This window comes from Chitinophaga sp. NPDC101104 (assembly GCF_050277495.1).
Classification (GTDB): Bacteria; Bacteroidota; Bacteroidia; order Chitinophagales; family Chitinophagaceae; genus Chitinophaga.
Map to the genome: position 1 here is coordinate 2789055 of NZ_JBNNSF010000001.1, position 26605 is coordinate 2815659.

A 26605-nucleotide genomic window follows, 5' to 3' on the forward strand; every position below is an offset into this window, starting at 1 on the left:
TAATCATACCGTTTTATCCGGCCACTACATGATCATGTAATGGGTATTTTGAGCAGGATGGTAGTACCATTTCCCGGTGCAGAATCGATCCCGAGCGTGCCCTGCAGCGCCCCGGCGCGCGATCGCATATTCTGCAGGCCGCTGGTGGTTGTATGTGCCGCCATGTCGAACCCTGCACCATTATCGGCGATCCGGAGCACGAGGCTCCGTCCCTCCGTCCGGATGTCTACCGTCACCACCGAAGCGCCCGCGTATTTGGCGATGTTGTTCACCGCTTCCTTGTAAATGAGGAAAAAATCGCGGCGCTGCTGCATATTGAGCCCCGTTCCCAACAACTGCTCGTTGATATGGATATCCGTTCGCACCTGCTTGCATTCGAGCGTTTGCGCCGCGTACTCCCGCATGCGGGCCACCATGTTTTCCAGTTTGTCGTTTTCCGGCTTGATGGCCCAAACGATGTCGCTGATGCCCTGTTGTGCGGCGTTGGACTGCTCGGAAATGGAATGGATATAGGTCAGGGTCTTCCCCTTGTCTTTCTCGATGCTTTTGCCGGATACTTCAGACAGGATGCGGATGCTGGTCAGCGTAGACCCGATCTCGTCGTGCAGATCCTGCGCGATATTGTTGCGGACGGCCAGCAGGTTTTCCTGTTCCCGGATTTTCCTTTTCAGCTGGTACCGGTTAAAGGAAAAATACCCGATAATGCACAGCAACAATAGCCCCGCGAGAAGAAAGTTGCGCGTGGTTCGGGAGTTTTTCAGCTGCCTTTCCTGCAATTGCTGTTCTTTTTCCGCCAGTTCCAACTGTTGGCGGGTACTTTTCGCCATGAGTTCCTGGCGCTCCAGCTGCTCGCGCTGCAGGGCTTTCTCGCGCGACAATAAATCGATCTCCTGTTGTTTTTTCTCAGCTTCGAGGCGGTTACCGGCGAGCAATGCTGCCTGTTTTTCCAGTTGCAATGCCTTGATTTTCCGTTCGGCATGCAGCTGCGCGATGAGGTGGTCTTTTTTCTCGGTTTCGTATCTGGTTTCCAGCTCCGCGATGTCCGACGCCGTGCGGTCTTTGATGATGCTGTCGCGGTAGGCGATGTGGAGATGGTAGTTTTGATAGGCGCGTTCGTAATCCTGGCGGTCGCGGTAAAAAAGCGCGCGTTGATAGTAGAGGTCGCGGAGGTTGTACTTGTCGTTCCGTGCTGCCGCCAGCAACTGCGCTTTATCGAACCAGGCGGCCGTTTGTGCGGAGTCCGTTTTCATGGAGGCCATCCCTGCTGCGATGTAACGGCGCGAGAGCATGATGGGGTCTTTGCCGCTGCGCTCCAGCAGTTCGATCGCCTTCAGCTCGTGGCGGATGGCGGATGCAGGGTCTTTCCGCGCGCTGGCCACCAGCGAGGCCGTTACGTATGCATGCACGATGCGGGCCGTATCGCCCGTTTGCAGGGCGTATTGGAGGCCGCGCTGCTGGTAGCGGAGTGCTTCGTCGTTGTTCACGCCGAGGTAGAACTGGCTGAGATTGCAGCATCCCAAAGACAACCGCGCGATGTCGCCCGTTTTTTCGCGGCAGGCGATGGATTTCAGCGCGTATTCGATCGTTTTGTCTTTTTGCTTCAATTCATAATACAAGGTAGCGAGGTTGTTGTAGGTGGCGGCTTTCTCGCCATCGTACCCTTCGCCGAGCGTTTCATAAATTCCCGCCGCGCGCAGGAGGCATTCCGCTTTATTCTTCATGTCGCCCTTCATGCCCCAGGTGTACCCGAAATCGTTATACGCCAGCGCGGCGTACCGCGACGGATGCGCCGCGAACCAGCCGACGCTTTTCTCGAAATAGGGGATCGCTTCATCGTACCGCCGGTCGTACATCCTGACCTGCGCCAGCTGCATCTGCGTAATCGCCTGGATCTGCTGCCGCCCCAGCTGCTGGCCGATCGCCAGCGCGCGCCGTGCCTCGGTTTCGGCCTTTTCCAGGTCGCCTTTGTCGATCAGCACGTCCGTCCGCTCGATGATGGCATACGCCATGCCCGCGCGGTAATTCTTCCGGCGGCTGAAGGCCTCGGCCAGGTTACAGTAATGCAGGGCGGAATCGTACCGGGACGCGGTGAAAAAGTTTTCCGCGGTGGCGATCAGTTGCGCGGTGTGAAGGGAATCTTGGGGGAAGGATTGCGCCTTCGCCCGGGGAGTCGAAATCGCGAGTAAGAGCAAGATCAGTAAGGATCGCTGCCGGCGTTTCATCGGAAATGCTTTGTTTTTGGGGATATATGCTACTTCAAGTTACCAAGAATTCGGCGAATGGGGAAAAATAGGGGTCAGGGTTTGATGGTCAGCGTCCTGAACGATGTTGCGTCCGCTTCCAGCACGTCTTCCCCGTCTTTCCCGGGCCGGAACCGCAGGCCGATGATCGCCGTGGCGCGGGGCGACACCTTGTTGGCCGAATGATGGATGTGCAGCACATAATGCATGTTCCCTTTTTTATCGATCAGCACATCCCCATGGCCCGTACCGTTTTGCTGCACCATTTGCCGGCTGATGACGGGGTTGCCGGCATATTTTTTCCAGGGCCCCGTGGGCGAAGGGGCCGTTGCATAGCCCACCGCGTAATCCTTATTGCGGAAATCGTTGGCGGAATAAATCAGGTAATACAGGTTTTTATGCCGGACGACCGTAGGCCCCTCCGCCACCGGCCATTCCGCACCCGCCGTGTTCTCCCATCCCGCGACAGCGGCCACGCATTCCTTTTCGGTGCCTGGAATCACGTCCGACAGGTCGGGTTTCATTTCCGCCACGAAAATCCGGTTGCCTTGCCGGAGCTTCACATGGTAGAGGTACACTTTCCCGCTTTCATCGAAAAAAACGAACGGATCGATCTGCTTGCCGGAACCACTGAGCCGTAAAGGCGCATCCTGCCGGAAAGGCCCTGCAGGAGCGGACGCCCGTGCGATAGCGATCTGTTCGTTCGCCGTGTAGGCCATATAGAAGCTGTCGCCCTGCCGGAACACCTGCGGCGCCCAGAATCCCGTGTTCCCGAAGGCTTCTCCGCGTTTCAGGGCCAGTTGTTCCGAACTATCTGCCGGCTGCGTCCATTTTTTCAAATCTTTTGAAGTATAATACAGAAAACCCTCGCTGCTGCCGGTCCCGTACAAATAATACGTTCCCCCGTGCACGAAAATCGTCGGGTCTGCGAGGGAAATCCGGGTGTCCTGGGATTGGGCGGGAATGGCGGCCATGAGCAAAATAGCGGCGGCGATGGTTTTCAAGGGTGACATGTCAGAAAAATAGCAAAAAGGCGGGAGGTTTCCTATCCGGGTTCTTCTTCAACTTCGACCAGGAACCCATAGTCGCCGCCCAAAGCATTTACGGGACGCATTGAAGCTCAGCCGTCCGGTCCCGGAACCGCCGATGTTTGAAAAATCCCTTTCGCCAGCGGAGACTCCGGCCGGAAGAACCGGAAATACTGCGATTGACCGATCTGGACGAGCAGCATGCCACAGACTTCACATGGATGACCGATTTGCCCCGCAACGGCAGACAATTTTCATAATAAAAGGATTTTCAGGGGAGGGAAGGGGGCTCCAGGAACCGGAGGTTCCTGCGGATGCCGGCGAACTTGCTTCTTTTGAGCGGGCTTTTCCGGAAGATGCGCCGGAACTCTTCCTCCGTCAGCTCTTCCCATTGCGAATTGGTAAAATTCAGGATTTCGGGGATGGGCGTGAAGGCCGTTTCGGAAGTAGCTTTGGCGAAACGGTTCCATGGGCAAACGTCCTGGCAGATGTCGCAACCGAACATCCAGTTGTCGAACTGGCCCTGGAGGCTCCCGGGAATGAGGGCGTCCTTCAATTCGATGGTATAATACGAAATGCACCGGCTGCCATCCACCACCGTCGGGGAAACGAGGGCGCCTGTTGGGCAGGCGTCCAGGCAACGCGTACAACTGCCGCAGTAATCGCCGGCCGCGCTGTCGTACACCAGCGGAACGTCCACGATCAGCGTGGCAATGAAGAAAAATGAACCGGCCTGTTTGTGGATGAGGTTCCCGTTCTTGCCGATCCATCCCAGCCCGCTCCGCTGCGCCCAGGCACGCTCGAGCACCGGCGCGGAATCCACGAACCCGCGGCCCTGCACATCTCCCCACTGCTCCCGCATCCGGGCCAGCAGGGTGTTGAGCTTTTCGCGGATAATGTCATGATAATCCGCCCCGTACGCGTATTTGGCCACCTGCGGCGCATCCGGCCGCTGGCGCTGCTCGGGGTAATAGTTCAGCAGCAGGGTGATGACCGATTGCGCCCCGTCTACCAGCAACCGCGGATCGATGCGCTTGTCGAAATAATTCTCCATATACTGCATCCCGCCATGCATGCCGCGGTTCAGCCACTGCTCCAGCCGGAAAGCGTCATCGCTCAACTGCTCCGCCTTTGCGATGCCGCAATGATCGAACCCCAGCTCCCTGGCCAGCTGCTTGATGAACACGGTATTTTTCTCCAGAATCTGCATGCTGGCGCAAATTTACGCTTTTCTGCCGCGATGTTATGGAATTGAAGCCGGTTTACATCTGATGGGGGAGCCGTTCCGGAATATTTTTGACCGAAAGGACGGGATGCCCGGAAAATCCATAATTTTAGCCAAAATTCAACCCGTACCTAAGTTCATTGTAATGCAACTCAAAACTGTCGTCTTAACGCCCCTTTTCCTGGTTTGGGCCATGATGCTGGCCGCGCAGGATAAAACGCCCGTGAAGTATGGAAAAGTCAGCCCGGAAGATTTCAAGACCCGATATGACATCGACACCGGTGCCGCAGCCGTAGTGCTGGCGGACGTGGGGTCGTCGGAGTTCGAATCGGGGCGCGACTGGTTCATCCAGATGTACAAGCAGCACCGCCGTATCCACATCCTCCGCAAAAGCGCCTACGAAAAGGCCAATATCAGCATCGAGCTGTATGTGCAGGGCGCGGCAGAAGAGACCATTTCCAACCTCAAAGCCTGCTCCTACAACCTGGAAAACGGCCAGGTAGTGGAAACGAAGCTGGAAAGCAAAGCCGTTTTCACGGAAAAGGTAGACCGCAACATCGTCCGTAAGAAATTCACGCTGCCCGCTGTAAAGGAAGGCACCATCATCGAATATTCGTTCACCATCAACTCCGAATTTCCCACCTACCTGCGGCCATGGGCTTTCCAGGACGTCGAAATGCCCGTGCTGTGGAGCGAATACGAAGTATCCCTGCCGGAATATTACGAATACCTCTTCCTCAGCCAGGGATACAACAGTTACCACATCAAAAGCTCGAAAGATTCCCGTAAAACTTTCAGTTTCAATATGGAAGGAGCGTCTTCGGCGTCCCCGTCGCGCCACGTGTCCGTGACGCCCGGCATCACCACCCACCGCTGGGTCATGAAAGACGTGCCGCCGCTCAAAGAGGAAAGTTTCGTGACCACCCTTAAAAACCACATCAGCTATATCGAATTCCAGCTGTCTGCCATCCGCTTCCCCGAATCGCCCGTGCGCAATATCATGAGCACCTGGCCGAAGTTCATGGAAGAAATGGGGAAAGACGAAGATTACGCAGGGGAATTGCTGCGCTCGAACAATTATTTGTCGGACGATGTAAAACGCCTCACAGCCGGGGTTTCCACCGCAAAGGAGAAAGCGGCGAAAATCTTCAGTTTTGTGCGGGACAATTACACCTGTACCGATTACTCCGCCATCTGGAAGAGCCAATCGCTCAAAACGACTTTCACCAAAAAGAACGGCAACGTCACCGATATCAATATCCTGCTCACGGCGCTGCTGCGCGAAGCGGGGCTGGATGCGTCGCCCGTTTTGCTGAGCACGCGCAGTCATGGTAAAATATACGCCATGTACCCTATCCGCTCCAAGCTCAATTACACGGTAGTGAGCGTGTATGCGGACGGGGAGGAGTATTTCCTGGACGCCACCCGTCCGTTCCTGGGCTTCGGGAAACTGCACGCGTCTTGCTATAATGGACCCGCCCGGAAGGTGAACGTCGCGGCAGACCCGCTTTCCTTCGAAGCGGATTCGCTGTCGGAGCGCAGCGTCACGGGTGTTTTCATTTCGCCCGACGATAAAGGCCGGCTTTCCGGGCACTTCCAGCGGCAGTACAGCTTTTTCGAATCGTACGACGCCCGTTCCCGCATCCGGGAAAAGGGGCAGGACGTGTTCTTTAAAGACCTGGCGAAAGGGTTCGTGGCAGACATCGAGCTGAGCAACGGGAAATTGCAGGAACTGGAGAATTACAGCAACCAGCTCCTGGTGGATTATGACTTCAAGCTCGGGGAAATGGACGAAAGCGGGATGGTGTACCTCCATCCCATGTTCTCCGAATCCATCCGCAGCAATCCATTCAAATCGGAAAACCGCAAATACCCGATCGAAATGCCGGCGGTGACGGATTATAGCTATAGCCTGACGCTCACGCTGCCCGATGACTGTACTTTCGAAGAAATCCCGAAATCCGCCATCGTGAAATTCAACGACGGGGAAGGCATTTTCCAGTACCTGGTGCAGCAAAACGGCAACCAGCTGATGATGCGCTCCCGGCTCAAGTTTAACCGTGCATGGTACGAAGCGGAAGAATACCAACCGCTCCGCGAATTCTTCGACGTAGTCGTGAAAAAACATGCGGAACAAGTTGTCATCAAGAAGAAAAAAGCATGATCCGGAATTACCTCTTACTGATATTGTTACTGACCGCCGGCGCGCTCCGCGCCGCGGACCCCCGTTATCCCGTCAGCGCCATCCCGCCCGCATTGCTGAAAAACGCGTATGCCGTGCAGCGGGAAGAACTGGTTTCCGTTAAAATCGTCGACACCCGCGATGTACGATACGTTCACCGCATCGTGGTGACGGTGCTGAACGAAAACGGCGACCGGTTCGCAGGGTTCAGCGAAGACTACGATAAATACCGCGAGATAAAGGACGTGAGCGGCGTTTTGTACGATGCGCAGGGCAATCAGCTCCGCAAGCTCAAACAAGGCGATGTGCGCGATCTGAGCGCCGTGAGCGAAATGAGCCTCATGGAAGACAGTCGCGTCAAATCCCACAATTTCTATCATAAAGTCTACCCCTATACGGTAGCTTACGAAGTGGAATTCCGCCACCGCCACACGGCGTTCATTCCCAGGTGGGTGCCGCAGGGCGCCAATTATTATTCCGTAGAACAAAGCAAGCTGGAAGTGACCGCGCCCGAAGGGTACGATCTGCGCTACCGGCAATTCCGGTATGAAGGAAAGCCCGCGGAACGCACGGAAAAAGGCGCGAAAGTGCTCACCTGGGAAGTAAAGAACGTGCCCGCCCAGCAACCGGAACCGTTTACCGGCCCCCTGCGCGACCGCTGCACCATGGTATATCTGGCGCCCAGCAAATTTTCGTTCGCAGAATACGACGGCGATATGAGCTCCTGGGAGAATTTCGGCAAGTTCATCGCCACGCTCAACCAGGGGCGCGATGTGCTGCCGGCGAACATCAAATCCACCGTAGCGTCCATCACCGCCAACGCCAAAACCGACGCGGAAAAGGTCCGGCTGCTGTACGAATACATGCAGCAAAATACCCGGTACATCAGCATCCAGCTGGGCATCGGCGGCTGGCAGCCGTTCGACGCGAATTATGTGGCCACGAAAGGGTATGGCGATTGTAAGGCGCTCTCCAATTATATGAAAGCCCTGCTGGCGGAAGCCGGCATCCGCTCGCATTACACGCTCGTGCATGCAGGGCGGGAGGAAACGGATTTCATGGAAGACTTCACCGTCAGCCAGTTCAACCACATCATCCTCTGTATACCTGGCGCCAAAGATACCACCTGGCTGGAATGCACCAGTCAGACCGCGCCGGCCGGCTACCTGGGCGGATTTACGAACAACCGGCCTGTGTTGCTGATTACCGAACAGGGCGGCAAGCTCGTGCGCACGCCCGCTTACCCGGCAGAACAGAATCTCCAGGTCCGCAACATCATCGCGGAAGCAGACGGTACGGGCACGCTGAAACTGAAATGCGAAACCCGCTACACCGGGCTTCAGCAGGATTATTACCACCAGATCGTCCATTACGACAGCAGGGAAAAGCAGTTGGAGGAGCTGAAAGACAGGCTCAAACTGCCCAGTTTCGATATCGGCGAACTGAAATATACGGAGCATGCGGATGTGCGGCCCGTTCCGGAAGTGGAGGAAACCATGGAACTGAAGGTCCCCAACTACGCCTCCGTTACCGGCAAGCGGCTGTTCATTTTGCCCAACATCCTCACCCGCGGGGCCAGCAAACTCTCCAGCGATTCTACCCGTAGTTCGGACATCTATTTTTACGATCCGTATGTAGACGCCGATTCCGTACTCATCACCGTTCCCGAAGGGTACACGCCCGAAGCGATGTTCCCGGAAGTGAAGCTGAGCACGGCTTTCGGGAACTACTACGCCAGGGTGACGGTCAATGGTAACCGCATCACCTACGTCCGCCGGGTCGAAATGAAATCCGGGCGCTTCCCGGCGAAGGATTACCCGAAGCTGGAAGAATTCCTCAATCAAATCTACAAGTCTGACCGAAGCAAGGTCGTTCTGGTCAAAAAGGAAGCATAAAAAGCGAAGGGCGCCCCAATCGGAGGCGCCCTTCTGATGTATGTACTTTTTGCATTACTGTTATTTTTCCCGAACGCTCACGGATATATGGCGGTCTAGCTTCCGCTCTTCGTCCGGCGCATCGGCGGCCGCTTTGGCGAACTGGCTGCCGTAGCCTTCGGCGCCCAGCAATTGCACGGGCTTCACGTTGGCGGCGGAAAGTGCGGTCACCACGGCGGTAGCGCGGTCCTGCGACAATTGCTTGTTCTTTTTCGCGTCTCCCGTTGCATCTGTATACCCGCCCACCTTGATCTTCGTTTTCGGGAAAGCCTGGAGGATGGCGGCGAGGTTATTGATCTGTACCTGGCTTTCCGGCGTGATCTGCGCGGAGCCGGTCTGGAAGTTCAGGTTGTCGAAATCGAACCATACGTCTTTGCCCGCGGCGGCATTCGGGTTTTGCAGGAATTGTACGAGCTGGTCTTCGATACCGCCCTTGTAAGCGTCGAGCACCTTGCCGTCGGGCAGCGTAACCTTGATGGATTCGCGGACAACAGGCGCCGCGGCGGCCGGAGCCATGTGCGAAGCAGTGTCTTCCACGACGGTGAGGCTGTCGGCCGTAGCAACGGGCGTATGCTCCTTGGCGCCGCATCCCCGCAATAGCCACCACAGCAGCAGGATGGCGGCGATGGCGATGATGAGCCAGGTCACCCATTTGCTGCCGCCGGAAGCGGCTTCCTCTACCGTATGGCCGACGGAATTGGCGGCGCCTTTGAGGGAGCCGGCGAGCGAGGAGATCCTGCTGCCGATATCGCCCAGGCTGCCCACGCCCAGCAGGCCCGCGAGGCCGAGGCCGGAGGGAACGGCCGCCAATATTTTATCTTTCTGGCTGTTTAACATTTCGAGCAGGCCGGAAGTACCCAGGCCGGTGGATTCCGCGTGCTTCCCGATAACCCCTAGTGCCGCCGGCGCAGCTGCCTGCATGAGCGTATCGGCCGACTGCGGCTTGATGCCCGCATAAGACGCCACGGCGCCCGCAATTGCGCCCGATTTATTGCCGAACAGCGATTGCAGGAACTCGGAGCCCTTGGCCAGCAATCCCGCCGGCATTCCGCCCGCGATGTTGCCCAGCTTCGAAAGGTCTGCGCCCGCCGCTTCGCGGACAAGCCCCATCAGTCCGCCCGCATCGCCCGAACCGGCTTTGTTCAGCAGGCCCGTGAGCACCGTGGGAATAATACCTCCCAGCGCCTTCTGAATACCGGATTCGCTTTCGCCCAGCTGGGACGCGGCTTTTCCGGCAAACTCCGTGTTGAATAGATTCTTCAGGGTTTCTATGAGGTCAAACGCCATAAATGAATGTTTTGGTGGTGATACAATAAGGATGTAACTGATCTATAACAGCTTATACTTACTACAGTTCAATTTATAGGTGGATTTAACACAAATGCGCCGCAAGGCCCTCAAAATGAAAAGAATAGACAAAATAGCAGTTAATACACATATAAACTGAAATTAATGCAGCTGGATAGGGGATGAGCTGTCAGCTTGACCGGTTTGGGCGCCTTGGTTCGGGATTTGATCAACCTGAACAAATCAAAAATCCAATCGTTAACCTAAAGGAGCATAAAGTAGACATATGAATTTGAACAACTTTACCATCAAGTCCCAGGAAACGCTGCAACAGGCGCAGCAGCTGGCCTTCAACCATCGCAACTCGGCGATCGAGACCGGCCACATCCTCAAGGCGTTGCTGCAGGACGAAGATAACAGCATAGAATATCTGCTGAAGAAGAACGACGTGAATACGGGTTTCCTCGACGGCAAACTCAACGAGCAGATCAAGGCGTACCCCGTCATCGGCAGCGGTGAAGGCGGACAGGTGCTCAGCCGCGACGCGAACAACGCGATCCTGCGGGCAGGCGCCAGCATCAAGGAATTCAAGGATGAATTCGTGAGCGTGGAACACCTCCTGCTGGGGCTGCTCGGCGGCAGCGACGATACCGCCAAGCTGCTGAAAAACGCCGGTCTCACCGAAAAAGGCCTCAAAGCCGCCCTCACCGAGCTGCGCAAGGGAGGAACGGTGAACAGCCAAACGGCCGATGCCACGTATAATTCGCTCGAGAAATACGCCAAGAACCTCAACGAACTGGCCCGCGCTGGCAAGCTCGATCCCGTGATCGGGCGCGATGAGGAAATCCGCCGTACGCTGCACATCCTGAGCCGCCGCTCCAAAAACAACCCCATCCTCGTAGGGGAACCGGGCGTCGGTAAAACGGCCATCGCGGAAGGGCTCGCACATCGTATCATCAACGGCGACGTGCCCGATAACCTCGATAATAAGATCATCTTCGCCCTCGATATGGGCGCGCTCATGGCAGGCGCCAAATACCGCGGCGAATTCGAGGAAAGGCTCAAAGCCGTGGTGAAGGAAGTGGCCGACTCCAATGGCGACATCATCCTGTTCATCGACGAAATCCACACCCTCATCGGTGCGGGCGCGATGGAAGGCGCGATGGACGCGGCCAATATCCTGAAACCCGCCCTGGCGAGAGGGGAGCTCCGTGCCATCGGCGCCACCACCCTCAACGAATACCAGAAATATTTCGAAAAAGATAAAGCCCTCGAACGGAGGTTCCAGAAAGTATTCATCGACGAACCGTCGGTCGAAGACGCCATCTCCATCCTCCGCGGTTTGAAGGAAAGATACGAAAACCACCACCACGTGCTGATCCGCGACGAAGCGATCATCGCCGCCGTGGAGCTTTCGCACAGATATATTACCGACCGGTTCCTGCCCGACAAGGCGATCGACCTGATCGACGAATCCGCCGCCAAGCTCCGCCTGGAAATGAACTCCATGCCCGAAGAGCTCGACGAACTGGAGCGCCGCATCCGGCAGCTCGAAATCGAGCGCGAAGCCATCAAACGGGAAAACGACCAGGAAAAACTGCGCGAGCTCGCCGCAGAAATTGCCCGGCTGAGCGAAGAAAGGAACACTTTCAAATCCAAATGGCAACAGGAAAAGGAGCTCGTAGATAAAGTACAGAACGCGAAAGCCGCCATCGAAAACCTCAAGCTGGAAGCCGAACAGGCCGAACGCAACGGCGACTTCGGGAAAGTGGCGGAAATCCGTTACGGGAAAATAAAAGAACAGGAAAAACTGGTGGCCGACCTCAGCGCCGAGCTCACCGGGATTTCAGCCAACAATAAACGCCTGCTGAAAGAAGAAGTGGACGCGGAAGACATCGCCGAAAACGTGGCCAAAGCCACGGGCATCCCCGTGGCCAGGATGATGCAGAGCGAGAAAGATAAACTCCTCCAGCTGGAAGACGAGCTGCACAAGCGCGTGGTGGGGCAAGACGAAGCCATCGTGGCCGTGGCCGACGCCATCCGCAGAAGCCGCGCAGGACTGAACGATCCGCGCCGGCCCATCGGCTCCTTCATCTTCCTCGGTACTACCGGTGTCGGTAAAACGGAGCTGGCCAAGGCCCTGGCAGATTATCTGTTCGACGATGAAGGGATGATGACGCGCATCGACATGTCCGAATACCAGGAGAAACATTCCGTAAGCCGCCTCGTGGGCGCGCCTCCGGGATACGTAGGGTACGATGAAGGCGGCCAGCTCACCGAAGCCGTGCGCCGCAAGCCCTACAGCGTGGTGCTGCTCGACGAGATCGAGAAAGCCCACCCGGATACGTTCAACATACTGCTCCAGGTGCTCGACGATGGCCGGTTGACAGACAACAAGGGCCGCGTGGTGAACTTCAAGAATACCATCATCATCATGACGAGCAATATGGGCAGCCATATCATCCAGGAAAACTTCGAAAAGATCACCGAAGGGAATAAAGATGAAGTGGTAGACAGAACGAAGGATGAAGTGATGAACCTGCTCAAACAGACCATCCGTCCGGAGTTCCTGAACCGTGTGGATGAGGTGATCATGTTCCAGCCGCTCATGCGCTCCGAAGTGAAGGGAATTATTAACATACAATTACAACAACTGAAGGAACTGGTAGCGAAGAATGGCATGATATTGGAATTCTCTGATTATGCGCTGGATTACCTGGCGGAACAGGGTTACGATCCCCAATTCGGTGCAAGGCCGCTGAAGAGATTGATCCAGAAAGAGATCGTGAACCTGCTCAGCAAGAAGATCCTCGGCGGAGAGATCGACAAGGCGAAACCGGTTTTGGTGGATGTGTTTGACAATGTGGTCGTGATCCGCAACACTTAACAAGTCATTTCTAATACGACGATATACAGTTACAGGTTAATGCCCGGATGAATCCTCATCCGGGATTTTTTTTGCCATCTAACACATTATCAATAGTAATAAATTAAAATTTGTTGTAATCTAAATTAGCGGTTATCTTGTGGCCCACGAAACGAGCTACCCGCTGGTTCTGCGGCAAGGAATTACCGCTTTTGGAAGCGGTGAACGATTGTGTAGTCAGGATTATGGGGGTTAAAAGGCCTACAGGAAGGGCGCGGGGTATTGCCTCAGCGCCTTCCCCTGTACGGTTGGCCGTTCATAAGCGCTTGAAATCCGTACATTTGGGATAAAACCAGGCTTATGTACCCGATCGGAGAAAGAGAAAGGAAATTCATGGCGATGGCGGTGGAACTATCCGCCCGCGGGATGCGGAACGGGGACGGCGGGCCTTTCGGCTCGATCGTAGTGAGGGGAGATGAAGTAGTGGGGAAAGGATGGAACCAGGTGCTGACCCACAACGATCCCACGGCGCATGCCGAAGTGGTGTCCATCCGCGACGCCTGCCAGCGACTGGGTACTTTCCAGTTGACGGATTGCGAGATCTTTACTTCCTGCGAGCCCTGTCCCATGTGCTTCGGGGCTATCTATTGGGCGCGCCCGCAAAGGGTTTTCTTTGCCAATACGAAAGAAGAGGCGGCGGCCATCGAATTCGACGATTCCTTTATTTACCATGAATTGGAATTGCCTTTCAGCGAAAAGAAAATCCCCTTTATCCCCATGCCCGAAGAAGCGGCGAAAGACGTGTTCCGGGAATGGGCCCGCAAATCCGATAAAACCGGTTATTGACGGTTATCTCCGCGCGAAATGGTAAATCCAGTACAGCGCGATGGCCATGAAAAGGACGACCAGCGCCACGATGGCGATGTAGAGGTAATAGTTCTCCTTTTTCTTCCGGCGGTTCTTCCGGCGGAGGCTGTGCAACACATTCCACTTCGCCTGCCGCAGCCATCCGGGGATCTGGTCTTTCCGCGAAATGGCCGACAGCCCTTCCACAGCTTCGCTGCACAGCTCACAGTCTTGCAGGTGCATTTCAACCTCGTGCCTTTCGGAAGCACTCAGTTCACCCTTGACGTAAGCCAGCAGCTTGTCTTGCGAGGGACAGGCGGTTTCGGTGAATATGTCAGCAAAATGGTCGTTCATATCTGTTAAGGCGTTGCCCGCTGTTGCAAGTTAACGCATATTTTTACTGTACTTTTCCAATAAAATTTTAAGGTTGCGTTTTCCGTTCTGGATGTAGCTTTTTACCTGTCCGGCGTTGAAGCCGGTGATGTCGGATATTTCCTGGTAGCTTTTCTTCTCGAGATAAAAAAGGCGCACGGTCACGGCCTGGTCTTTGTTCAATTCCCCCAGCGCCCGTTCCATATGGTCGAGCATAACGTCTTTCTGCACATGTGCCGCATGCCGCACGTCTTCCTGCTCCGCCACGCCGGGCACCAATTCCTCCTTCAGTTCCACGTCTTTTTTATGCCGTAGCTGCATGAGGCAATGGTTTTTGGCGACCTGGTAAATCCATGCTTTGAAATAGATCACGTCGTGCTTGTGGATTTCGGAAAGCACTTTCAGGAAGATCTGCTGCACGCTGTCGCGCGCGTCTTCTTCATTCTTGAGATACTTCATGCAAAGGCCCAGCAGCAGGATGGCGTACCGGTCGAACAGGACGCCTATCCACTCGGTATTGCCATCGGCTTTATACCGTTGGAGCAGGTCCTGGTCGCTCATGTGTTGATATTGGTCGGAGGATGGATGCACGTTTTTACAGTAGCGTTCTCAATTGAGATGCATAAGTAAACAAATTCCATAAATATTTCAAATGGAAGCGGGTCAATTCATGTTGCTGAGCTCTTCCTGCGCGAGGGATTTCATCGGGCCTTCGGAGTTGGCGATATCGCGCAACATCCTGCGGGCTTTGCCTTTCTGGCCTTTCGCGCGGTAGCAGATGGCCATCTGGTAGCGGGCACGCTCTGCGTATTTGCCTTTATCGGAAAGTTTGCGGAACTGGTTGATGGCTTCGTTGAAATCGCCCTGTTGCTGGTATTGCATGGCGCTGCGGTACACATAGTCGTCCCCGTTAGCCGGTTTCGCCGCCGGTTCATCTTCTTTCTCAGCTTTTGTAGCGGGCGCGGGCTCGGGGGCTTTTTCTTTCGGCGTTTCCTGCTGCGGCGCTTTCGGCGGGTCTTTCGGTGTTTCGGCCGGCGGTGGCGGCGTTTGCGCTGCCAGTTTCCGGGCGTTCGTATCTGCTGGCGGCAGCTTGGGAAGCGCACTGTCTTTCACGGTCTTTTTCTTCTGCGCGGTATCGCGGGTGGGAACGGGCGTAGCGGCTGCCACACTGCGGGAAGTATCACGGTTGCTGTATTTGGTCTGAATCACCAGCGGTTCCTGCACCGGTTCGGCATGCGCCTGGTAATTGCCGACTTCAGCGCCTTTGGGCGCAGGCAGCACAACGACCTCCGCGGCGCGCGCGGGCAAAACGGCCATCGGCGGCCGGTTTTTGAGGTGCTGCTGCAGGAGGAAAATGCCGCCACCGCCGAACGCCAGGAAAATGATCGTCCAGAAGTAAGACTGGGCGCTGTCTGCAAAGGTTTTGCGTTCCTGCTGCGGTTGTTTGGCCGCCAATTGTTTTTGCTGGCGGACGGGCGGGGGAGCAGGCGCATATTCCCGCTGGATATACTGACTGAGCTGTTGGCTCAATTGCTGGTAAGATTCGATGTTGGCGGGATTTTCGAGCGTGGCGAGCGCATCGTTGCAAAGGTCGCATTCCACGAGGTGCTGTTCCACCAGATGCTGTTCCACAACGGTCATCTGGCCGAGATGGTAACGGCGCATCTGGTCCCTGTTCAAACATCGTACGGGAGTGAAGATCCGGATGATCCTTTCTTGTCTTGGAGAATGACTATTCATATGCCGCCTCTTTCATATACGTAGCAACCTGTTGACGGATGCCTTTCAGCCGGTCCCTCACCTGGCCGGGACCGATGTGCCGCGAGCGCGCAAGCTCCTGCAGGGGCTTGTGCTCGAGGTAAAATTCATTGAGCAGGTCCATATCCTCGGGGATCAGCCTGCCGAGCGCATTTTCCAGCTGCGCTGCCAATGCCATTTTTTCGATGGGATTGTTGCCGGCATGGTCTACCCGGCTTTCCAGCTCGCGCATGGCCGCCGGAGGGGCCTTCCGGGTTTTGCCGAAATACTGCTGGACCAGGCCGTGCATGATTTCGTTTACTCTGCCAGTGGCATGCTGCAATTGATCGAATAATTTGCCGGTCAGTTCGGGGAGTACGGTTGCTGCGGGATGCCGCTCATCGAGCCCGGGTAAACAAACCGCCACCAGCAGGTGACTATACCGGTCCAATAAAACCCCTGCCGCCTCTCTTTCCCGGAATTTCCGGAACCGGAGAAGCAGTTCCCTGTCGCTGAGGTTATTTAACTGGAGATGCATATATTCTATGATTATATTTACGTAAATCCGGGCCAAAAGTTCACCGGTCACGTCATATTATTTAAACAATTAACATGCCATTAGCGATCACGATAGTGCCGGTCATGCCCCTCCGGGCGGAGCCTTCGCACCGGGCCGAATTGATTTCCCAGGCGGTTTTCGGGGAATGTCTTGAAACAGAAACCGTTACGCAGGACGGTTGGGTGAAAGTAAGGATGCAGTACGAAGGATATGAAGGATGGGTAACGATTTCGCACCTGGAAACCATTCCGCAGGGCTTGTTCGAGGCAGCGCCCACGCACGTGGTCAGCCACTGGCAGGCCGTATTGCAGCTTAATGGAAAACCGGTCCACGTGCCTTACGGCAGTTTGCTGAAGCTGGGCACGGCTGAATGGGGAAGCGTGTCGGTAGCCGCCGGCGAAGGTATCGTGCCGTTTAAGCCGGCTCCCGCGCCGCGGGAGGCCTGGGCACCCATTGCCATGGAATTCCTGAATACGGGGTATTTATGGGGCGGGAAGACGGTGTTCGGGACAGACTGTTCCGGCTTTACACAAACCGTGTATAAAATCCTCGGCATTCCCTTGCTGAGAGACGCCTACCAGCAGGCCGCTCAGGGTGAAACGGTTTCGTTCCTCCAGGAAGTGAAATCCGGCGACCTGGCGTTTTTCGACAATCCCGAAGGGCGCATCACCCACGTGGGCATTATGCTCGACGAGCAGCGGATCATCCATTCGTCCGGGAAGGTACGCATCGATCCGGTAGACAATCAGGGCATCGTGAACGCCGACACGGGCGAGCGCACGCATCGCTTGCGGCTCATCAAACGGTTGTTCTGACAGGTTTTCGTCAAAAAACAGGCCCCCACGCGCTTTGTGCATGGGGGCTTTTGTATGAAGAGAGTAGTAATTGAATTACCGGGCTTTCCCGATCAGCTCCGGCCGCCCGCTGGCGCGGATTTCCAGCTTCACGTCGGCACCATTCTCCCCGGAATATTTCCCGTCAAATACAATCTCGTTTGCACCGGCCGACAAAACAGGCAGCGGCTTTTCCAGTTTGATCGTTTCCATCAGTTGCCATTGGCGGTTGAAGCGTTGCACGGTTTTACCGTCGCATTTCAGGAACTGGTTCCGTTTCAATGCAATGGGCAACACGAGTGCATCCTGGCGGTTGATGGCGATGGAGATCTGGTCGAAGGTGACGTCCGGATCGGATTCTTTCGTGGGCGCCAGCGTGATCATGAACGAGACGGGTTGCGCATCGGCCGGATTATTGAAATTGAAGGTGGAGAATACCGGCTCGCCGGGTTGTTTCAGGACTTGCTGATGTTTGAAATAAGCGTTGTACACCGGCGTCAGCCGGTAAGCATTGCCGGGGGCCGGTTCCAGGTGGAATTCGTGCTGAAGGCTCCGCATCTGCGCTTTTTGCGCTTCGGAAAAAATGTTTTGCATGCGGGCCTGTTCCCAGGTTTTGATCAGTGCCAGCACTTCATCTTTTTTACCGTGTTTCTGCAGGGTTTCCAGGCTGGTCGATAAACCGAAGCCCGCGTTGTAACCTGCGCCCATAGCCAGCATCCACTCAATGTCTTCGGGCGTGGTTTCTGGCCGGAGGCTGAACCAGCCGAGCATGGAGGGCATCAGGTTGCGGCGGTAAAATTGCTGGTTTTTCAAACGAAGCTGCAGCTGGCTTTCGCGGAACCCGGCGTACCAGGGCTCGCCCCAGTTCATCCGGGTGTAGGTGTGCCAGAAGAAATGCCCGGGCATGCTGGCATCGTTGATGACTTTGCCTTTCAGCTCGGGGGAAAGCGCATCGTACCATGTCTGCGTAAACAATTGCCGCGCATATTGGCCCATGCCGGAAGAATGGCAGCCTTCGAGCCCGTCGAACGAGATCTGCATGAGCCCGGTTTCGTTGAAAAGCCGCGCGATCGTTTTCGACATTTCTTCCTGCAGCGCGTAGTTGGTGAGGAATACTTTATAGGCGTGGTCCATCAGTTTGCCGATAGTGTCGCGCTGTGCATGGGCAACAGCTTTGGTGCCGAAGGCGCCGCGCTGGCAATCGAGCAGTTTCCAGGGCGCGGATGCGGAAACGCCGCCGTACCGGATGATCTCATCGCCTACCACAACGGCTTTCAGCGTATTATTCTGGAACTGGTTGAAGAAAAGCGCGTCTTCGATCCCGATTTCTTTCGCCGTCGCGTCTATGGCATCGCTGAGCCGGGAGTAGCCGACTTTCGCCAGGCGCGGATCGGGAACGGGCGTTACGTACGGATCGTTGGTGGTGATGAAGTTGGACAAGGTATGCACCCCCAGGCGAACGCCTTTCGCTTTCGCCGCTTCCACACATTGGCGAAGACTGGCCCAGTTCTCCGGGAAGTCGCGCGGGTGCAGTTTGAATGATCCCCATTGCTCGAAGGGATCGCCGTGGTAAAGGTACCGGAGGCCGGCCTGCTGCGTGACGGCGATGGCCTCCTGCAGGTTGGCGTTGCCGAAATTCATGATGAGGTACGATTCGGAAGCATGCGTGGCCTGTTTCCCCCAAACGCCGTCGAGCATCGGGTGCGGCAATCCTTCCTTCAATTCGATCTGCGAGATGGTGGGCAGTACATCGGCGGTGGCTACGCCAAACAGGGCGATTTTACTGCCGGTTACGCCGCCGTCCTGGAAAGCGGGCGCGAGGTAAGCGGTATGCGCCCAGTTTTCGATGATCCGGTCTTTCCCGCGGTTGCGGCAATAAGCCTGCAACACGGCCCCGAAGGCGGTAGGGCGCGCCACATCGCCGCGGAACAGTTGCTTGTGCATGTCGTTTTCCTTCACATCCACTTTATTGCCGCCTTCAAAAATATCGTAAGAGGGCTCGACGTCGCTTTCCGCATTGGGATAGCCGCCCAGGGTTTTGATGTTCAGCGCCTGGATGCCGATGGCGAATTCTTTATTGCGCACAACGCCCACCACTTCGCCGACCGTGTCTGCGATGCTGGTAGGATAGGGCCCCCAGAGCACGAGGTCCACTTTTTCGGCCGGTGTGATCTTCGTGAGCTCGAAGCGGAGGTACCGGTCGTTGGATTGCACTTTCACCGTAGCTTCCACGCCGGTTTGCGGGTAGGATAACGCCAGTTCCGACTTTTTCGGATTCCAGGTGCAGGTGCGGGGCGCATGGATGGTGCCGTCTTTCTTCACGCTCAATAACGCGTTCGCTTCCGCCGCCACGAGGAATTCCTTTTGCAGCGCGAGGCTTTTCATGCTGGTAACTTTCCCGGTGTTATCGAGCTGGAGGCTCCATTGCTTCGTTTTGAAGTGTACCTGCGCAGTAGCGGGCGCCGCGGCCGAACCGGTGAAAATGGCCAGGCATAGCAGGAGCCGCCCGGCGAGTGGTCGTTGTTTCGTTGCCATATGTGAGATATACGGGATGTGCTGGTTTGTTGTTTGGTTGAAGAAACAAGATACCTGGACAGGCTTTCGTAAACCACCATGTTTTTGACGGATTGTAACGTTTTATTTGCAGGTGCGTTTGTAATGGGCTTAAAATCAACGGGATAGGCATAAAAAAACCGCCGGGACCAGGGTCCCGGCGGCTATAGGTGCGTTTCTGTGGCAGATTATTGCTGCGTAAAGGTCTTGTTGTACAGCTCGAAAGCATCGCGGATGATTTCTTCCGCTTTGGCCTTGTTGCCGAATTCTTCCACCTTAACTGTCTTCTTTTCCAGGGTTTTGTACTCTTCGAAGAAGTGGCGGATCTCGCTCAGCAGGTGCGGGGGCAGCTCGGAGATGTCGTTGATATGGGCCACGCTCATGTCGTGCGCTGCCACGGCGATGATCTTGTCGTCTGCCTCGCCGCCGTCGATCATCTGCATAACCCCGATCACTTTGGCGTCCATGATGCACATGGGGACCACTTCGATCTGGGAGAGGATGAGGATATCCAGCGGGTCATTATCGTCGCAATATGTTTTCGGGATGAAACCGTAGTTGGCGGGGTAGTACACGGAGGAATACAGCACACGGTCCAGTTTCAGCAGGCCGCTGTCTTTGTCAAGTTCATACTTGGCACGGGAGCCCTTCGGGATTTCGATAATGCCGGTTACCGTGTGGGGGGCATTTTCGCCGGGGCTTACGCTGTGCCATGGATTCGTTGTCGTCATTCAATCTTGCTTTAAAAAAATATGATATCAATCTCGTTTACTGACGGGTAAAAACGGCGAACGGGTTGTAATTCAACCCGGCCGGATAAGAAAACCCGGTTTGTTCAGTGCGCAAAATTAATGAACAAACCGGGAATAGCTATAAAAAATTGGGAGAGATCATTTTACGAGCGCTGAATCCACGGGTACAACGGGCGACATGGAGTTCATGTCCATGGTGCCTGGGGGTACGGAAGTCGGGAGGATGCTTTCGAGGGTGAGGGATATTTTCCACTGTCCGTCTTCCTTCACGAGGTGAAGGGTTTCCTGTGAGCTCACAGAGGAGTTGAGGATGGTGACGGTGGCTTTATCGCCTTCTTCGTCGTGGTTAACCACTTTCAGCTTGGCGTTTTTGATCTTTTCCCGTTCATTTTCATTGCGTTTGCCGTCGAAAATGGAATACAGGAGGATCACCGACTGGGATTCTTTCGTGGCGTATTCTTTGGCACGTTCGAAATTCGATTCCTGGATAGCGTGCATAAACTCCAAGGCAACCTCCTGCGGCTCGGGTTTTTTCTTGCAGCTGCTAATGCTGAGCGCCAGGCCCGATGCGCACATAAGGTATAAAAATCGCCTATAATAGCTCATGTGGTTGATAGGTTAATGTTTATTATGTCTTACCGCAAAAGTAGATGGAATCTTCCAATTGCACAACTTACGACAACGGCTGTTAAGGCCGTGTTAATTGTGGTCCTTCTGCTTATGGTCCTTATGATCTTTCTGATGGTGGTGGTCCCGTTCTTTTTCCCTTTCCTTTTCGCGTTCTTCTTCCTGTGCCGCGGCTTGGTCGTAGGCCTTGATGATGGCTTTTACCAGGCGGTGGCGAACCACGTCTTCTTCGTCGAGCTCCAGGTAACCGATCCCTTCCACGTTCCGGAGGATGCGGGCCGCTTTGCCGAGGCCGCTTTTCTGGTTTTTCGGAAGGTCGATCTGGGTAAGGTCTCCGGTGATGATCGCTTTGGCGGAGGAGCCGATACGGGTGAGGAACATCTTCATCTGCAGGTCTGTGGAGTTCTGGGCCTCGTCCAGCAAAATGAAGGCGTTATCGAGGGTACGGCCGCGCATATAGGCGAGGGGGGCTATTTCGATGATCCGGTTGGTCATGAAATAGTTAAGCTTGTCTGGCGGGATCATATCGTCGAGCGCGTCGTACAAAGGCCGCAGGTACGGGTCGATCTTTTCCTTCAGGTCGCCCGGCAGGAACCCGAGGCTTTCGCCGGCTTCTACCGCGGGGCGGGTGAGGATGATCTTGCGGACGGCTTTGTTTTTGAGGGCGCGGACGGCGAGGGCGACGGCGGTGTAGGTTTTACCGGTACCGGCGGGGCCGATGGCGAACACGATGTCGTTCTTGTCTGCCAGGGTCACCATCTTTTTCTGATTGGCGGTCTTGGCGCGGACGGTACGGCCGTTGGGGCCGAAAACGAGCACGTCGTTGGGATTGCGGTCCTTGAAATGGTCGATGCCGGAGCCTTCTTCCTCTCCGAGGATCTGTTCAAAATAGTTTTCGCTGAGGTGGCCGTTCCGCTCGAGGTAACTGACGATCTGACCGATCTTTTCGCGGGCGGTGGCCACTTCTTCAGGAGCGCCCGACAATTTCAGCTGCGTGCCGCGGCTGAGGATCTTCAGTAGAGGGAACTTTTTCTTTAGTAAGTCCAGTTTTCCGTTGTTAACCCCGAAAAACTCGATCGGGTTTACGCTGTCCAGGTTAATGATGGATTCTGTCAAGTGCGGTTCGATTTAATCTTGTCCATAGTTTCGGAATCTGAACAGTGCGTTTGAGGTAGAACGGCGGACGGGATGCGCCCGCCGTTCTTTATTCAGAGACTGGATCAGATCCGGTATCCGTTCTGTTTGAACGCTTCTACGCGTTCAGCGATTTGCTTGTTGCCAAGAGCGAGGATGCGTGCTGCGAGTACCGCCGCGTTGCGCGCACCGGCTTTGCCGACTGCCAGGGTGCCTACGGGCAGGCCTGCGGGCATCTGTACGATGGAATACAGCGCATCGATACCGCCCGGTAAGCCACCGTCCAGGGGAACACCCAGAACAGGGAGGGAAGTATAGGCAGATACTACGCCGGGCAACGCCGCCGCCATACCTGCTGCTGCAATAATCACGCCGTAACCCTGGGATTGCGCGTTCACTACGATCTCGCGTACCTTGTCGGGATTACGATGGGCAGAAGCCACAATCATTTCGTTTTCGATGCCAAAGAACTGTAAGTGGTTCTGAGATTCCTGCATTACGGGCTTATCGCTTTCCGAGCCCATGATAATTAAAACTTTCATTTGAGTATTAATCTGCTATAAATTAACGTAAAAAAATGATTATTTGTTTCCTGCGTCAAAGATATATCATCATGACTTAACAAATCATTTCAGCCCCCGTGAAATTTTCAACATCCGTTCCATGCCCCTTAATTCCCATACTGATAAGTTAATTTTGTGTAATATATTGACTACATTCGCGCATCAACTAGCCTATGCCTAACAGTCTATCCCGATGATCGATCCTTTGCTGACACAGGTGATCGAAGCCCTTCCAGACCCCGTAGCCGTGTTCGACACGCAGTTGCGCCTGGTAACGGTGAACAGCGCTTTCTCCGAAGAAAGCTGCCGCCACCTCGGCTTTGCCCTTCAGCCAGGAGACAGCCTTCGCCGGCTGGCAGACCTCCATCCCGGCATCGCCGAACATTCCATGCACCACTGGGCCAGCGCCCTCGGCGGCCATCGCGTGGCCTTCGAACTGCAGTACGGCCAGCCGCCCCTCCGCTACCAGGTGTCCTGCAGCCCCCTGCTGAACGACCGGCAAGAGGTATTCCAGGTCATGATGGTGATCCGCAACATACAGGCCGAAACCGAAGCCCGCGAAAACGAACGCTTCTTCCGGTCCGTCCTCGAAAACCTCCCCGTCGGCCTCCAGGAATTCACGCCCGAAGGATGGCATCGCAACATGAACGGCGCCCAGCGCATCATCCTCGGCGCCAACCATGCCGCCAACTCAGCGCCTTATAACGTTTTCGACGATCCCTTCAACCGCCGCAACGGCCTTTCGGCCCTGCTCGACGAAGTGAAACAGCATAAAGCGCCCGTCAAACGGGAAATGATGCTCAAATACCAGGAGATCCACGATGAAAACGTGACCCGCATCCAGCCGATGTATTATGAAGTGACCGGTTTCCCCGTGCTCGACCTCCAGGGCGACATCGAGTGCCTCTTCATCATCCTCAGCGAGATCACCGAAAAGAAACTGGCCGTCCTCAGCCTCGAAAAGAGCGAACGGCTGCTGCACACCATCGTCGAGAACCTGCCGGTCGGGTATATCCAATTCGACAACTTCGGGTTCATCCGCCGCGTCAACCAGACACAGCGCAAATTTTTCGCCAGCACTGGGCTGGAAGAGCAGCCCGACAGCAACCTCGTGCAAGACCCTTTCGCGCGGCTCTTCGAGCTCGACCAGCTTTTCATGGATGTGTTGCAACGGGGGAAAGTGGTGCGGCTGGAGAAGAAACTCGAGTTCCAGGTGCATACCGGCGCCGGGAAGATCGACCGGGAAATTTTCCTCGACCTCACCATGTTCCCGGTGGAAGACCCCGTAGACAAAGACCAGATCGTAGTGGCGCTGGTGAACGATATCACCGAAAAGAAGCGCCAGGAGCTGGAAAGCACCAAAGTCCAGGAGTCGCTCCTGCAAACGGGCGAGATCGGGAAGATCGGTGGCTGGGAGCTGGACATGGCTTCGAAGCATCTGCGCTGGAGCGGCCAAACCTATAAAATCCACGAACTGCCGCCCTATGCCACCATCAACGTGGAAAAGGCGCTGTCGTTCTACGAGCCCGAGTCACGCGCGCGGATGGACCAGGCCATCGCCGCGTGCATGAGCCGCGGGAAGGCGTACGATCTGCAGGTGACCCTCATCACGGCGCGCAACAACACGCTGCAGGCCCGCGTGATCGGGAAGCCGGAATACCGCAACGGGCGCATCGTGCGGATTTACGGTGTGATCCAGGACGTGACGGAGCAATTCCGCATCCGGAACCAGCTCACCCGGAACGCCGAGCTCATGCGGTTGTTCTTCGACACCATCGATATGGGGTACGCCGTGATGGACAAGGAAGGGAAGGTCAATTTCATCAACCGGAAGGCCCAGGAGATCGTGGACCACGGCAAGGTGATAGGGCGCAATATTTTTGAAGTGTTCCCTTCGCTGGTAGGGTCTACGTTCCACACCCGCGTACGGCAATGCATCGAGGCGCAGGCGCCCGTTTCGTTCTCGAACTACCTGCCGCAGCTAGATAAATGGTACGAATTCCTGCTGGCGCCCATGCAGGACGGCAGCATTTCCATCTTCACCCGGAATATTACCGACAGCAAAAAGATGCAGCGGGAATTGCGGAAAGCGAACGAACAGTTGTCGTCCCTCAATAAATTCCTCGTCAACCAGAACAAGCAGCTGGAAGACTTCGCGCATATCACTTCCCACAACCTCCGCGCGCCGATCGCCAATCTGAAGGCGCTCATGCAGATCATGAACGAAACGGGGAACGAGCAGGAGCGGGAAATGTACAGGGGGATGTTTGCCGAAGTGATCCGCAATATCGACGAAACGCTCAACGACCTGATCGAGATCGTGCAGATCCGGAAAGATCTGAACGTGGAAAGGGAAACGCTGGCTTTTTCGGACCGGCTACAAAAAGTGAAGGATATCCTGCTGGTGGATATGGAAACGAGCGGCATGCGGCTCACGGCAGATTTCACCGAAGCGCCCCATATCGATTATCCGCGCATCTACCTGGACAGCATCCTGCAAAACCTCCTCACCAACGCCATCAAGTACCGGTCGCCGGAACGCAAGCCCAGCCTGCATCTGAAGAGCAGGGTGGTGGAAGGGGGCATTATGCTGACGGCGGAAGACAACGGCATGGGGATCGATATGGAGCGGTATGGCGCCAAATTGTTCGGGTTCCGAAAGACATTCCATAAAAATAAAGACGCCAAGGGCATCGGCCTGTTTATCACCAAAACGCAGATAGAAGCGATGGGTGGGAGCATACATGCCGAAAGTAACCTGGGTGCAGGAACGAAATTTATCATTACCTTCAGGCCCGAATAGCAATTCTATGAAGCCGCTACATTCGATCTTTATAGTAGACGATGACCCCATTCACCAGCAGATCACTGAAATCATGCTGGAAAGACTGAGGATCGCTGATGCAGTCACTAAATTTTCCGACGCACAGGATGTGCTGGACCATATCCGCGTCAATACCGCAGACCAGGCTTCCCTGCCGGACCTGATCCTGCTGGACCTCAACATGCCTGTCATGGACGGGTGGGAATTCCTCGAAGTATATGCCGGGATCCGGCATCAGATCGCCAAAGACATCCGGATTTATGTGCTCACTTCCTCTATCGACGAGCGCGACCGGCAGCGGGTAGACCAGTTCGACTTCGTGTCGGGCTACCTCACCAAGCCTTTGACCAACGATATTATCATGGCATTGTTACCGTAACGGGGCGTTTCAGCTCGCGGATGGTGGCGGCAGGGTTGGCCGAAGAGAAAACCGTGTTGCCGGCCACCAGTACGTCTGCTCCCGCTTCGACCACGAGCGCCGCGTTTTGCGTGGTGATGCCCCCGTCTACCTCGATGAGGGCAGTGGACCCCGTTCTGCGGACGAGGTCGCGCACCTGGCGGAGCTTGATGTAGGTCTGCTCGATGAAATGCTGGCCGCCGAAACCGGGGTTCACGCTCATGATGAGCACCAGGTCGAGGTCGGTGATGATATTTTCCAGCAGGGCCACGGAAGTGTGGGGGTTAAGGGCTACACCGGCTTTCATGCCCAGCCCTTTGATCTGCTGGATGTTGCGGTGGAGGTGGCGGCAGGCTTCGATGTGGACGGTCAGGTAATTTGCGCCCGCCTTTGCGAAAGCTTCCGCGTATTTTTCCGGCTCCTCGATCATGAGGTGCACGTCATTCACTTTTTTCGAGATTTTCGTAACGGCGGAGATCACCGGCAGCCCGAAGCTGATGTTGGGCACGAAGCGGCCGTCCATGACGTCGAGATGCAGCCAGTCGGCGTGGCTGTCGTTGATCATTTCCACATCTTTCCCGATTTCGAGAAAATTGGCGGCGAGGAGGCTGGGGGCGATGAGCGGTATTTTCTTTTCCAATGCGTT

General features: G+C 55.5%; 21 protein-coding genes. 7 read left to right on the forward strand and 14 right to left on the reverse strand.

Annotated features, from left to right (window positions below; genetic code table 11):
* Positions 1-32 precede the first annotated feature (32 nt).
* From ACQKLP_RS11175 to queG, 3 genes are all read right to left on the reverse strand, one after another.
* On the reverse strand, positions 33-2222 hold the full coding sequence (locus ACQKLP_RS11175) for a histidine kinase (RefSeq protein WP_427322842.1): 2190 nt from the start codon (positions 2220-2222) through the stop codon (positions 33-35).
* 74 nt (positions 2223-2296) lie between these two features.
* Positions 2297-3253, reverse strand: coding sequence for a glycoside hydrolase family 43 protein (locus ACQKLP_RS11180; RefSeq protein ID WP_427322843.1), 957 nt, complete (start codon positions 3251-3253; stop codon positions 2297-2299).
* Positions 3254-3539: 286 nt separating this feature from the next.
* Entirely contained in the window at positions 3540-4478 is a 939-nt protein-coding gene (queG, locus tag ACQKLP_RS11185) for a tRNA epoxyqueuosine(34) reductase QueG (RefSeq protein ID WP_427322844.1), read from the reverse strand.
* Positions 4479-4638: 160 nt separating this feature from the next.
* Between queG and ACQKLP_RS11190 the strand changes: the two genes are divergently transcribed.
* Positions 4639-6657: a transglutaminase domain-containing protein gene (locus tag ACQKLP_RS11190; RefSeq protein WP_427322845.1), complete on the forward strand. Its 2019-nt coding sequence runs from the start codon at positions 4639-4641 to the stop codon at positions 6655-6657.
* Positions 6654-8570, forward strand: a complete 1917-nt coding sequence (locus ACQKLP_RS11195) for a DUF3857 domain-containing protein (RefSeq protein ID WP_427322846.1) — start codon at positions 6654-6656, stop codon at positions 8568-8570. Before ACQKLP_RS11190 ends, ACQKLP_RS11195 begins: the two co-directional genes overlap by 4 nt.
* Before the next feature lie 60 nt (positions 8571-8630).
* On the opposite strand, the gene ACQKLP_RS11200 is transcribed toward ACQKLP_RS11195, so the two are convergent.
* Entirely contained in the window at positions 8631-9896 is a 1266-nt protein-coding gene (locus ACQKLP_RS11200) for a DUF937 domain-containing protein (protein WP_427322847.1), read from the reverse strand.
* A 286-nt stretch (positions 9897-10182) separates the two neighbouring features.
* Here ACQKLP_RS11200 and clpB point away from each other — a divergent pair, with 286 nt between their 5' ends.
* Both clpB and ACQKLP_RS11210 read left to right on the forward strand, forming a co-directional pair.
* Complete coding sequence (clpB, locus tag ACQKLP_RS11205) at positions 10183-12783, forward strand: ATP-dependent chaperone ClpB (protein ID WP_427322848.1); 2601 nt, start codon at positions 10183-10185, stop codon at positions 12781-12783.
* A gap of 339 nt (positions 12784-13122) precedes the next feature.
* On the forward strand, positions 13123-13608 hold the full coding sequence (locus ACQKLP_RS11210; protein ID WP_427322849.1) for a nucleoside deaminase: 486 nt from the start codon (positions 13123-13125) through the stop codon (positions 13606-13608).
* A gap of 3 nt (positions 13609-13611) precedes the next feature.
* On the opposite strand, the gene ACQKLP_RS11215 is transcribed toward ACQKLP_RS11210, so the two are convergent.
* The 4 genes from ACQKLP_RS11215 to ACQKLP_RS11230 all read right to left on the reverse strand — a co-directional run bounded on the left by ACQKLP_RS11215 (position 13612) and on the right by ACQKLP_RS11230 (position 16255).
* Positions 13612-13962: an anti-sigma factor family protein gene (locus ACQKLP_RS11215; protein ID WP_427322850.1), complete on the reverse strand. Its 351-nt coding sequence runs from the start codon at positions 13960-13962 to the stop codon at positions 13612-13614.
* A gap of 30 nt (positions 13963-13992) precedes the next feature.
* The gene (locus ACQKLP_RS11220) at positions 13993-14571 is read right to left on the reverse strand and encodes an RNA polymerase sigma factor (RefSeq protein WP_427322851.1); all 579 of its coding nucleotides are present in this window, start codon (positions 14569-14571) and stop codon (positions 13993-13995) included.
* Positions 14572-14643: 72 nt separating this feature from the next.
* Positions 14644-15645 (reverse strand): tetratricopeptide repeat protein, encoded by a 1002-nt coding sequence (locus tag ACQKLP_RS11225; RefSeq protein WP_427322852.1) that lies wholly within the window; start codon positions 15643-15645, stop codon positions 14644-14646.
* A 67-nt stretch (positions 15646-15712) separates the two neighbouring features.
* Positions 15713-16255, reverse strand: a complete 543-nt coding sequence (locus tag ACQKLP_RS11230; RefSeq protein WP_427322853.1) for a hypothetical protein — start codon at positions 16253-16255, stop codon at positions 15713-15715.
* Between the two features lie 74 nt (positions 16256-16329).
* On the opposite strand from ACQKLP_RS11230, the gene ACQKLP_RS11235 reads away from it, so the two are divergent.
* Entirely contained in the window at positions 16330-17091 is a 762-nt protein-coding gene (locus ACQKLP_RS11235; RefSeq protein WP_427322854.1) for a C40 family peptidase, read from the forward strand.
* A gap of 75 nt (positions 17092-17166) precedes the next feature.
* On the opposite strand, the gene ACQKLP_RS11240 is transcribed toward ACQKLP_RS11235, so the two are convergent.
* The 5 genes from ACQKLP_RS11240 to purE form a co-directional block, all read right to left on the reverse strand.
* The gene (locus ACQKLP_RS11240) at positions 17167-19644 is read right to left on the reverse strand and encodes a hypothetical protein (RefSeq protein ID WP_427322855.1); all 2478 of its coding nucleotides are present in this window, start codon (positions 19642-19644) and stop codon (positions 17167-17169) included.
* Between the two features lie 206 nt (positions 19645-19850).
* Complete coding sequence (locus ACQKLP_RS11245; protein WP_126249125.1) at positions 19851-20393, reverse strand: inorganic diphosphatase; 543 nt, start codon at positions 20391-20393, stop codon at positions 19851-19853.
* A 159-nt stretch (positions 20394-20552) separates the two neighbouring features.
* On the reverse strand, positions 20553-21020 hold the full coding sequence (locus ACQKLP_RS11250) for a DUF4878 domain-containing protein (RefSeq protein ID WP_341839076.1): 468 nt from the start codon (positions 21018-21020) through the stop codon (positions 20553-20555).
* A 93-nt stretch (positions 21021-21113) separates the two neighbouring features.
* Positions 21114-22157 (reverse strand): PhoH family protein, encoded by a 1044-nt coding sequence (locus ACQKLP_RS11255; RefSeq protein WP_427322856.1) that lies wholly within the window; start codon positions 22155-22157, stop codon positions 21114-21116.
* A 104-nt stretch (positions 22158-22261) separates the two neighbouring features.
* Positions 22262-22717, reverse strand: coding sequence for a 5-(carboxyamino)imidazole ribonucleotide mutase (gene purE / locus ACQKLP_RS11260; protein WP_126249128.1), 456 nt, complete (start codon positions 22715-22717; stop codon positions 22262-22264).
* Positions 22718-22931: 214 nt separating this feature from the next.
* Here purE and ACQKLP_RS11265 point away from each other — a divergent pair, with 214 nt between their 5' ends.
* Positions 22932-25541 (forward strand): PAS domain-containing protein, encoded by a 2610-nt coding sequence (locus ACQKLP_RS11265; RefSeq protein WP_427322857.1) that lies wholly within the window; start codon positions 22932-22934, stop codon positions 25539-25541.
* A gap of 7 nt (positions 25542-25548) precedes the next feature.
* Complete coding sequence (locus ACQKLP_RS11270) at positions 25549-25941, forward strand: response regulator (RefSeq protein ID WP_164714409.1); 393 nt, start codon at positions 25549-25551, stop codon at positions 25939-25941.
* Here ACQKLP_RS11270 and rpe read toward each other — a convergent pair.
* Positions 25922-26599 (reverse strand): ribulose-phosphate 3-epimerase, encoded by a 678-nt coding sequence (gene rpe / locus ACQKLP_RS11275; protein ID WP_427322858.1) that lies wholly within the window; start codon positions 26597-26599, stop codon positions 25922-25924. The two genes, ACQKLP_RS11270 and rpe, sit on opposite strands and share 20 nt — an antisense overlap.
* Positions 26600-26605 lie beyond the last annotated feature (6 nt).